9 protein-coding genes and 1 other annotated feature are annotated in these 7,201 nt (G+C 46.2%); of the genes, 6 read left to right on the top strand and 3 right to left on the bottom strand.

Annotation, left to right across the window (positions count from 1 at the left end):
- Nucleotides 1–567: thymidylate synthase (gene thyA, locus VK497_04805; GenBank protein HMI09683.1), on the top strand; the 567-nt coding region annotated here is incomplete at its 5' end.
- Here thyA and VK497_04800 read toward each other — a convergent pair.
- Both VK497_04800 and VK497_04795 read right to left on the bottom strand, forming a co-directional pair.
- Nucleotides 564–1,052 (bottom strand): dihydrofolate reductase, encoded by a 489-nt coding sequence (locus tag VK497_04800; protein ID HMI09682.1) that lies wholly within the window; start codon nt 1,050–1,052, stop codon nt 564–566. The two genes, thyA and VK497_04800, sit on opposite strands and share 4 nt — an antisense overlap.
- A 2-nt stretch (nt 1,053–1,054) precedes the next feature.
- Nucleotides 1,055–1,546: a dihydrofolate reductase gene (locus VK497_04795; GenBank protein HMI09681.1), complete on the bottom strand. Its 492-nt coding sequence runs from the start codon at nt 1,544–1,546 to the stop codon at nt 1,055–1,057.
- 53 nt (nt 1,547–1,599) lie between these two features.
- Between VK497_04795 and dcd the strand changes: the two genes are divergently transcribed.
- Together dcd and VK497_04785 are read left to right on the top strand one after the other, a co-directional pair.
- Complete coding sequence (dcd, locus tag VK497_04790; GenBank protein HMI09680.1) at nt 1,600–2,322, top strand: dCTP deaminase; 723 nt, start codon at nt 1,600–1,602, stop codon at nt 2,320–2,322.
- Nucleotides 2,323–2,326: 4 nt separating this feature from the next.
- Nucleotides 2,327–3,001, top strand: a complete 675-nt coding sequence (locus tag VK497_04785) for a hypothetical protein (protein ID HMI09679.1) — start codon at nt 2,327–2,329, stop codon at nt 2,999–3,001.
- On the opposite strand, the gene VK497_04780 is transcribed toward VK497_04785, so the two are convergent.
- Nucleotides 2,988–3,941: a hypothetical protein gene (locus VK497_04780; protein HMI09678.1), complete on the bottom strand. Its 954-nt coding sequence runs from the start codon at nt 3,939–3,941 to the stop codon at nt 2,988–2,990. The two genes, VK497_04785 and VK497_04780, sit on opposite strands and share 14 nt — an antisense overlap.
- 90 nt (nt 3,942–4,031) lie before the next feature.
- Nucleotides 4,032–4,163, top strand: a sequence feature (ribosomal protein L10 leader region).
- 73 nt (nt 4,164–4,236) lie between these two features.
- Between VK497_04780 and rplJ the strand changes: the two genes are divergently transcribed.
- The 3 genes from rplJ to ilvB all read left to right on the top strand — a co-directional run bounded on the left by rplJ (nt 4,237) and on the right by ilvB (nt 7,171).
- Nucleotides 4,237–4,764, top strand: coding sequence for a 50S ribosomal protein L10 (gene rplJ / locus VK497_04775; GenBank protein ID HMI09677.1), 528 nt, complete (start codon nt 4,237–4,239; stop codon nt 4,762–4,764).
- Nucleotides 4,765–4,823: 59 nt separating this feature from the next.
- Complete coding sequence (gene rplL / locus VK497_04770) at nt 4,824–5,222, top strand: 50S ribosomal protein L7/L12 (GenBank protein ID HMI09676.1); 399 nt, start codon at nt 4,824–4,826, stop codon at nt 5,220–5,222.
- A 227-nt stretch (nt 5,223–5,449) separates the two neighbouring features.
- Nucleotides 5,450–7,171, top strand: a complete 1,722-nt coding sequence (gene ilvB, locus VK497_04765) for a biosynthetic-type acetolactate synthase large subunit (protein HMI09675.1) — start codon at nt 5,450–5,452, stop codon at nt 7,169–7,171.
- Nucleotides 7,172–7,201 lie beyond the last annotated feature (30 nt).

Below are 7,201 nucleotides of genomic sequence, written 5' to 3'. Positions count from 1 at the left end.
GATCACGAATTCGCTAAAAAATACGGCGAATTAGGTCCTGTTTACGGCTACCAGTGGCGTCACTGGCCAGCACGTGACGGCGGTGAGATCGATCAAATCCAGGAAGTGATTGATACGATTAAAAACAATCCTGATTCCCGTCGTATTATTGTTTCAGCCTGGAATGTGGCTGATATTCAAGAAATGGCCAAAGCGGGACTGCCACCATGCCATAGCCTGTTCCAGTTCTATGTAAACGATGGTAAGTTAAGCTGCCAGTTATACCAACGTAGCGCCGATACGCTCCTTGGCGTGCCATTCAACATTGCATCATACGCGCTACTCACTATGATGGTTGCGCATGTCACTGGTCTAAAGCCGGGTGAATTCGTGCACACATTTGGCGACGCGCATATCTATTCAAACCATCTAGAACAGGTAGACCTCCAACTATCCCGCGAACCTCGCGCGCTTCCAACTATGAAGATCAATCCAGATGTAAAATCCATCTTCGATTTTACAATCGACGACTTCACGCTTGAAGGCTACGATCCGTACCCGGCAATCAAAGCGCCTATCGCCGTCTAGCTTCTGGTGCGGTCGTAAACGACAAAGTCATAGTCGTATTCGTTATCTTCATCCTTTTCGTGATGTTCACGGCTTGTTTCAAGCCATTCTTGGTGGTCAAATTCAGGAAAGAAAACATCACCCTCAAGTTCGGTGTCGATTTCGGTTACATATAATCTATCTGCGTAGGGAAGCATTCCTTTAAACACCTGCCCACCACCTAAAACAAAAATTTCATCGGAAGTATGAGTATGCTCGAGTGCCTCTTCAATTGAATGCACCATTGTTGCGCCGGCTGGCTGGTAATTAGGATCATCAGCAAGCACAATCATCTCTCGGCCGGTCAGTTCAGGATCAAGCTGGGGAAAGGTTGTGCTTCCGACGATCGCAACGTGACCATGAACTTTTGCATGGTAGTAGCCTTTGTCTGTCTTTAAATGCCAGGGCAGTTCGCCTTTTCTGGCCATAACATGGTTTTTCGTTATAGCGACAATAAATGAAATCATTATCAACTCCTTATTCGGTCGTATATGACAAAATCATATGCGTAATTATTCCTTTCGTCTGCATTATGATGTTCACGAGACGTCTCTTTCCAAATCGACGGATCAATAACAGGAAAAAAAATGTCACCATCAAATTCACCCTGAACTTCGGTTGCAATAATCCTATCAATTGTATCCATCGCCAGCTTATAAATCTGGCCGCCGCCAATAACGAATGTTTCCCGGTCGGGATCAACCGCCGCATACGCTTTTTCGAGGCTATCAACGACTGTCGCGCCCTCGGCTGCAAAAGGTTTTCTAGAAATAACAATATTTTGTCGGTTGGGTAGAGCCCGACCCATGGACTCATAGGTTTTACTTCCCATGATAATCGCATGACCAGTAGTTGTCTCTTTAAAATGACGCAGATCATCTTTGATTCCATGCCCCCACGGCATGTCTTGATCTTTGCCAATCACCATATTCTTTGCAAACCCAACAATACTTGTCTTCATAATTCTTATAGTAACATGCTACAATTTATAAAGATAAGTGAGGGGAGAATCACGTGAGTGTTTACAGTAATACTGATATTAAAGCTGCTATTGCCGATGGGACGATTGTTTCCGTTCCTTATAACGAGGCTCATGTTAGCACCGCAAGCCTTGATTTTACGTTAGGGCATTATTTTTACAAACAGGAATACCAAGAAGAAGCAAAGGTCTATAATCCTTTTGACGAAGGTGACGTCGCGCGCTACTTTAAAGGCCCGCTCGAAGCCATGCCACACAAAGAGTGGTGTGAAAAAAATGGCTACCAACTATTTAAAAACATCCCCGAAGACCACCCAATCATCGTTTTGCAGCCAGGCGAACGAATTCTAGCTCACACACACGAGTTTGTAGGCATCCGCGCAAACGGTGGCGCCTGTGAAGTCCGTAGCCGTAGTAGCTGGGGTCGTAACGGCGTTGCTATTTGTTTTGATGCCGGATGGGTTGACCCTGGATACATCAACCGTATTACGCTTGAAATCTACAACCTCAACAAACACGAATCAGTCGTGTTACCAGTTGGTGAGCGTGTTGGACAGTTAGTATTTCACAAAACTGGCCCAGTTGAAGGCGACTACACAGACGATGGCCGTGGCAATATGAGCGGCAAATACCAGCACACTAATGATCTCGACGAACTAATTCGTACCTGGTCTCCTGATAAAATGCTTCCACGCGCCTACAAAGACCAGCGCAAAGCTCCGCCGATAGTCGAGGGCCTCCCAAAAGGACTCAAGTAATCTAATGGGTGACTTTATCGCTATCGAAGGCGGTGATGGATCAGGCAAAGCCACGCAAACAGAACTTTACCGCGCTTATGTCGCAGACGTATTAAAACAACCCGTTCTAAAGATGAGTTTTCCTAGGTATGGTGAAGACTCAGCGTACTACGTCGAACAGTACTTAAACGGTGCATACGGATCGAGTAGCGACGTGTCAGCCGAACTAGGCAGCCTACCGTACGCGATTGATCGCTTTGCAGCGAGTAGTGAAATCCGAGAGTTCCTGCAAACACCTGGAAGTTTAGTCATTTCTGATCGTTATATCGCATCAAACCTAGCCCACCAAGGCGTAAAGATTGCAGACCCTGAGGAACGAAAAAAATTCTACGAACGAACCATGAAAACCGAATACGAGGTACTTGGCATTCCTCGTCCATCAAAAAACATCGTCCTTTTAATGCCATCTCATCATATGCAGGCGAACGTCGACAAAAAATCCGCGAGATCATACACCACTATGAAACGCGATATCCACGAGGCAGACGCTGACCACCTAGAAAAGGCGAAGGCTAACTACGAAGAATTGTGTGAACTGTATCCAAATGAATTTATTGCTATTCAATGCATCAATGAATCAGGTAATATGCGGGCAATCGACGACATTCAAGAAGAAATTCGACAGATTACAGCAAGCTAGAAATTAACTCGAATTTATCCTTAGGGTATCTGGCATATACCGATGTAGTAAGTGGTTGTATCCACTTGACTTGCGGATGCAGATCAACATATCGCAGCCTTTGGTCTCTACTCACATAGGATAAATACCCGTCAGCTTTTTCCCATAGCTCATCATGGCGTTCGGGGTTGCGCACTTTGCGTACTAAGTAGGTGTCATCGCCGCCTACTTCTTCGTCGCCGCGGATAATGAAACTTTCCCGGCGTATAAATAGGACAGGTCCAGCTTTAGTAGGAACGGATGCAATGATTTGCTTACGGACGGCAGTCATTGCCAAATTATCCGGATCAAAGCTTTTCATTTTGAATCTAGGCCTGCTTTCAATCCGTAGGCCACTCCGTGATTTTACAAGATCATCAATTACTTTTTGCATTTTCCTCGTACCCGTAAAGTCAAGAGGATGAGATTGCTTTGCGAGTTCTGTCGAAACAAGTTCGGGGTATGCTTCTAGTAGCATTAGAAGTTCGTCGGCGTTAGCTAGGCCTTCCATGGCACGCTTTACAAGCGGGTCGTCAAGATTAAGAAGATCGGTAACACCGGCAGAAGCAGTGCTAAGATCAATAGGTTCGAGCGTGTCATCATCAAGAAGCTCTTTGCCTACGGGTTGGCGAATTGCATTACGGTGAATACGCATCATCTGCGCATCAAACAAAGAAGCTTCCATGAAATCGTACAGAAATGCTGCCTTGCGAGGAGATTCTACCCACCACGCTATGTCACCTTCCATCACATCACGCAGTTGGCCACTAATTCGGTCTGCGGAAGCTAAAATATAAGAAGTCCCATCTATAACAGGGTGCATGACATTCCACGGGTCAAGAGGAACAGGGGCGTGATCAGTACGCACCAAACGTTCAAACGAAGTTTCAAGAGGGCTAGGTTGTAGTTCAGTAATAAACACAGCTGGATTACTATAAAGTAAAGACCGTATTATGTCAATACAACATGACTTTTCATGTCGTAATATTGACATTTTCACGGTGATTTTATATACTACCTCTAGACATTGCCAGAGACAGTAGCTGTGAGGAATCACTTAATTTGCTACCGAGGATGTAAATAAACATATTTCATCATGTAAGTCTTTGGTAGTGCGAGAATCAAAGACTTTTTATTTACTAAAAAATCATTGATCTCTCATTACCAGTACGTTAACAATATGGTCGAACCAAACATCAATCAAAGAAAGGATTTTTATGGCAATTACCCGCGATAAAAAGAACACTTTGGTTGCAGAATTAGCTGAACTCTTTACAGACGCAAAGGGTACCGTTGGTGCTGCTTATACTGGTCTGACAGTAGGTGACATGCAAGAACTCCGAGCTTTGGCTCGCGATAACAACGTTGTTATCAAGGTGGTTAAAAACCGTCTTGTCCGCGTTGCACTCGCGTCAAGCGACAAGTTCAAGAATGCTGACTCATCACTACTGACTGGCCAGCTTGTCTACGCGTTTTCGAACGAAGACGAGGTAGCTCCTGCTCAAACTCTTGCAAAATTTGCAAAAACCCACCCAGAACTTCAACTTGTAGCTGGTTTTGACGGTAGCGGCGCATCACTTGATACCGCAACCGTTAAAGCACTCGCTGAACTTCCGACCAAGGAACAACTCCGTGGTCAGGTCGTCAGTGTTATCGCAGCTCCACTTACGCAGTTCTTGGGCGTTGCAAATGGCGCACAGCGTGGCTTTGCGCAAGTATTGTCACAACGAGCCGAAGCACTTTAATTTTGTAACCATTTTCACTAACCGCTCATTACGAGCACATCTATAAAGGAGATATCACAATGGCTGATACCGAAGTAACACTTTCTGCTGGTCAGAAAAAAATCGTTGATGAACTCAACAAACTCTCAGCACTAGAGCTGAGCCAAATCGTAAAGCACCTCGAAGAGGAATGGGGCGTTAGCGCTGCTGCTCCTGCCGCTGCTGTTGCTGCACCTGCTGGTGAAGCTGCTGCCGCAGAAGACGAAAAAACTGAATTCACCGTTACCCTAAAAGAAGCCGGTAACCAGAAAGTAGCAGTCATCAAGGCTGTTAAAGAACTTACTGGCCTTGGTCTTGGTGAAGCAAAAGCAATCGTTGACGGCGTGCCTGCACCTGTTAAAGAAAAAGTATCAAAAGATGACGCTGAAGCTGCTAAGAAGCAACTCGAAGAAGCTGGCGCCACTGTTGAACTTAGCTAGTTTATTCTCGACCATATAGTTAACCAATCCTAACCGCTCTGCCTAATCGCAGGGCGGTTTTTGTTGCAAAGAAATTCGGACTAGGCTATAGTGGCAAGTAATGAGCGCAAGTCAAAACATTATTCTCAGCATTATTACCACGGCTACCCCGCGGCGCTGATTGCTCATATCTAAGAAGCATTTCCGGCCGCAAAGGCCGATTTTTTATTTTTAACGAAAGGACGTACATGTCAGCGACTCAACCCCTAACCGGTGCCGAAGCATTGATAAAATGCCTAGAACAGCTTGGCGTAGAGTATATTTTCGGCTATTCCGGCGGGGCGGCCATACCAATTTTTGACGCAATCGTTACTACCGGAACACACATCAAACTTATCGCTACGCGTCACGAACAGGGCGCTGCGCATATGGCCGATGGTTACGCACGCGCCAGTGGCAAACCTGGAGTTGTCCTTGTCACAAGCGGTCCGGGAGCTGGCAACACGATTACGGGACTTATGACAGCACAGATGGACAGCGTTCCGATAATCGTTATCAGCGGCCAACAAATCACCTCCATGCTTGGCTTTGACGCCTTCCAAGAAGCCGATATGTTTAATCTGAGCATGCCTGTCGTAAAACATAATTACTTGGTATTAAAAACTAGCGATATCCCAAATACCGTAAGATCAGCGTTTAAAATAGCCAGTGCTGGCAGACCTGGACCCGTGCTAATCGACCTGCCTAAAAACATCAGTTCGGGTGCTTTTACTGGTGATCTCAGCGATACACCAGAGACTCGGTCGAAATCACAATTGCCGACCGACAATGACACGGTTAAACAAATAGCGGACAGCCTAGCCAGTGCCGCGCGTCCAGTTATTCTCGCTGGCCACGGCGTACTTATAGCTAGTGCCGAGGACTTGCTCCACCGGGTTGCGACTCAATTCGACACACCGGTCGTCACAACGCTACTCGGTAAAGGCGCCATTGATGAAACCCTAGGCCTGTCGCTTGGCATGCTAGGCATGCACGGTACGGCGTATGCCAACAAAGCCATTGAAGAGGCAGATGTGATCCTTAATATTGGATCACGTTTTGATGATCGTATCGTGGGCGATGTAAAAAGCTTCAGTGAAAACGTTACTATCATTCATATCGACATTGACGCATCCGAACTTGGCAAAATGGTCGTTCCAGATATCGCCCTGCAGGCCGACGCCGCTGTTTTCCTACAGGCGCTTGCTGGCATTGGCCATACGGCAAAACATTCGCCCTGGCGCAAACACATTGCGGCGTACAAAAAACAAATGCCGCTTCAGTTTGACGATAGCAGGGGTCTTACGCAGCAACACGTCATAGATAGCGTGATGCGTCTAACTAAGGGGGAGGCGATCGTTACAACTGATGTTGGACAGCATCAAATGTGGGCCGCACAATTCTACAAAGTTAAACATGCACGACGCTGGATAAGTTCCGGTGGTGCTGGCACAATGGGCTTTGGACTGCCTAGCGCGATTGGAGCCCAGTTTGCCGAACCCGACAAACAGGTAATTACGATCGTAGGTGATGGTGGTTTTCAAATGACATCATATGAACTCGCAACGGCAGCTATTTATAAACTGCCTATCAAAATTTTCGTTATGAACAACCACTACCTTGGCATGGTGCGGCAATGGCAAGAGCTTTTTTACGATAATCGACTTAGCGGCGTCGACATGGAAGGCAATCCTGACTTTGTTAAATTAGCCGAAAGTTACGGTATAAAGGGAATTAATATTGACGAACCAGGCGACGTAGATAAAAAGATTACTGAAGCACTTTCATATAACGATGGCCCCGTCCTTATAAACTGTGAGGTCGTAAAAACCGACAATGTGTATCCTATGATTCCAGCTGGCCGCGGGTACAGCCATATGCTTATCAAAGCCCCGACGACAAAACTTGATAAACCAGTGGGGAGCACCTGATATGAAACAAGAAAGCGATCACACGTACAC

The sequence above is a fragment of the Candidatus Saccharimonadales bacterium genome (assembly GCA_035317825.1).
Lineage (GTDB): Bacteria > Patescibacteriota > Saccharimonadia > Saccharimonadales > Saccharimonadaceae > DATHGB01.
This window is presented reverse-complemented; position numbering and strand designations above follow the sequence as displayed.

What these genes read in the sequence shown, in the direction of transcription:
- rplL (HMI09676.1), top strand. Translation starts at nt 4,824, where the DNA reads ATGGCTGATACCGAAGTAACACTTTCTGCTGGTCAGAAAAAAATCGTT.
- VK497_04800 (HMI09682.1), bottom strand. Translation starts at nt 1,052, where the DNA reads ATGATTTCATTTATTGTCGCTATAACGAAAAACCATGTTATGGCCAGA.
- VK497_04785 (HMI09679.1), top strand. Translation starts at nt 2,327, where the DNA reads ATGGGTGACTTTATCGCTATCGAAGGCGGTGATGGATCAGGCAAAGCC.
- VK497_04795 (HMI09681.1), bottom strand. Translation starts at nt 1,546, where the DNA reads ATGAAGACAAGTATTGTTGGGTTTGCAAAGAATATGGTGATTGGCAAA.
- rplJ (HMI09677.1), top strand. Translation starts at nt 4,237, where the DNA reads ATGGCAATTACCCGCGATAAAAAGAACACTTTGGTTGCAGAATTAGCT.
- ilvB (HMI09675.1), top strand. Translation starts at nt 5,450, where the DNA reads ATGTCAGCGACTCAACCCCTAACCGGTGCCGAAGCATTGATAAAATGC.